This is a genomic window from Rhodopseudomonas sp. B29 (assembly GCF_000333455.1).
Classification (GTDB): Bacteria; Pseudomonadota; Alphaproteobacteria; order Rhizobiales; family Xanthobacteraceae; genus Rhodopseudomonas.
In genome coordinates this window covers 1-2,299 of record NZ_BADD01000304.1, presented here as the reverse complement: position 1 = coordinate 2,299, position 2,299 = coordinate 1, and the positions used below count along the sequence as shown (strand labels likewise).

The following is a 2,299-nucleotide window of genomic DNA, read 5'->3' as shown; positions in this document are numbered from 1 at the left end:
GCCCGTCCTTCACCGCGGTGTCGAGCGCCAACGGGATCGAAGCCGCCGAGGTGTTGCCGTGGCGATCGACCGTCATGACGACCTTGTGCGGCGCGATATGCAGCTTCTGCGCCGACGCATCGATGATGCGCTTGTTGGCCTGATGCGGAACGAACCAGTCGACATTGTCGGCGCTGGTTCCCGACGCCTGGAACGCATCGACGATTACGCCGGTGATCATGCCGACCGCGTGCTTGAACACTTCGCGGCCTTCCATGCGCAGATGGCCCGTCGTCTGCGTCGTCGACGGCCCGCCATCGACATACAACTTGTTCTTGTGACGACCGTCGGAGCGCAGATGCGTGGTGAGCACGCCGCGATCGGCCGACGTTCCCCAGCCCTCCTGCGCTTCGAGCACGATGGCGCCGGCGCCGTCGCCGAACAGCACACACGTGCCACGGTCTTCCCAGTCGAGGATGCGCGAGAAGGTTTCGGCGCCGATCACCAGCGCCCGCTTGGCCGAGCCGCCGCGGATGAAGTTGTCGGCCGTAGCGACCGCGAACACGAAGCCCGAACACACCGCCTGGATGTCGAACGCGACGCCGTGCTCCATGCCGAGCGCCGCCTGGACCTGCACGGCGGTCGCCGGAAACGTGTGGTCCGGCGTCGAGGTCGCCAGCACGATCAGATCGATCGACGAGGCGTCGATGCCGGCATCGTCGAGCGCGGCTTGAGCGGCCTTGGTGGCGAGATGCGAGGTGTACTCGCCTTCGGCGGCGATGTGGCGCTCGCGGATGCCGGTGCGCTGCACGATCCAGTCGTCGGAGGTGTCGACCTTGGCGGCGAGTTCGGCGTTGGTCAGGACCCGTTCCGGCAGATAAGAGCCCGAGCCCAACACGACCGAACGAATCACCGTCACGAGACAGCCTCCTGAGCGCTCGGCGTCTTGACCAGCGCGCCGGCTTCACGATCGAGCGTTTGATTGATCTTGGTCAGTAGATCGTAGCGGACCATGTCATAGCCAACATCGACGGCGTAGGCAAAGCCCTCGGCATTGGTTCCGCCATGGCTTTTGACCACGATGCCGTTAAGTCCGAGGAAGACGCCGCCATTGGACTTGTTCGGGTCCATCTTGTCCTTGAGCGCCTTGAATGCGTCGCGGGCGAACAGATAGCCGATCTTGGAGCGCCAGGTGCGCGACATGGCCGCGCGCAGATAGTCGCTGAGCTGACGCGCCGTGCCCTCTGCGGCTTTCAGCGCGATGTTGCCGGCAAAGCCTTCGGAGACGATCACGTCGGCGGCATGGCGGCCGATGCCGTCGCCTTCGACGAAGCCGATGAAGTCGAACTTGGGTGATTGCATCGCGCGCAGCAGTTCGGCTGCCTCGCGAATCTCGTCACCGCCTTTGATCTCTTCGACACCGATATTGAGCAGGCCGACGGTCGGCTTCTCGAGATCGAACAGCACGCTCGCCATCGCCGCGCCCATCACTGCGAGCGCCTGCAGGTGCCGCGCGTCGCCGCCGATCGAGGCGCCAAGATCGAGCACCACGGCGTCGCCGCGCATCGTCGGCCAGGTCGCGGCGATGGCCGGGCGATCGATGCCGGGCAGCGTACGCAGGCAGAACCGCGCCATCGCCATCAGCGCGCCGGTGTTGCCGGCCGACACGGTGACGTCGGCTTCGCCCTTCTTCACCGCTTCGATCGCCTGCCACATTGAGGATTTGTAGCGACCGCGGCGCAGCGCCTGGCTCGGCTTGTCGTGCATCGACACTGCGACGTCGGTGTGAACCACGCGCGAGACTTTGGCGAGCGCCGGAAGCTTGGCGAGTTCGCGCTCGATCGCGGTGCGATCGCCGTACAGCACGAATTCGGCGTCGGGGTGCCGCCCGAGCGAGAGCGCCGCGCCCGGGATCACGACCGCCGGGCCGACATCGCCGCCCATGGCATCCAGCGCAATTCGAACCTTTTGAGGCATTGGCGTTCTTGACTACCTGATCGCTCGCACGGACATCGTTCGCGGACCGTGCGCTCGGCCGCGCCTATCGAAAACGCCCGGATCGGGCGAACGGATATGCAGCGCTGCACACCGGTTGCGGCCGGGACAATAGCCGTTCCCGGCAGCGATACAACATCCGGACCGGGCAGATTTAAGTCGCATTCGGCGCAGGTTGCGCGCCTCAATCGCGCTTGCGCTTGGACGGATTCGGCGCGTCCGGTGCGGTTTTCAGCGCTTTCAGCGCCGCAAATGGATGCTGTTCGGGATCGTCGGCATACGCGCGGCGCCGCGAACACCGCATCCGGCTTGGGCGGATAGGGAT

Annotated in this window: 2 protein-coding genes; both read right to left on the bottom strand. The window is 65.6% G+C overall.

Annotated elements, in window-relative coordinates:
• A partial coding sequence (locus tag I5M_RS11115) for a beta-ketoacyl-ACP synthase III (protein WP_040771671.1) occupies positions 1 to 898 on the bottom strand: 898 nt, incomplete at its 3' end.
• A complete protein-coding gene (gene plsX, locus I5M_RS11110; protein WP_022721470.1) occupies positions 895 to 1,956 on the bottom strand; it encodes a phosphate acyltransferase PlsX in 1,062 nt (353 codons plus the stop codon). The genes I5M_RS11115 and plsX, both read right to left, overlap by 4 nt.
• Between the last annotated feature and the right edge of the window lie 343 nt (positions 1,957 to 2,299).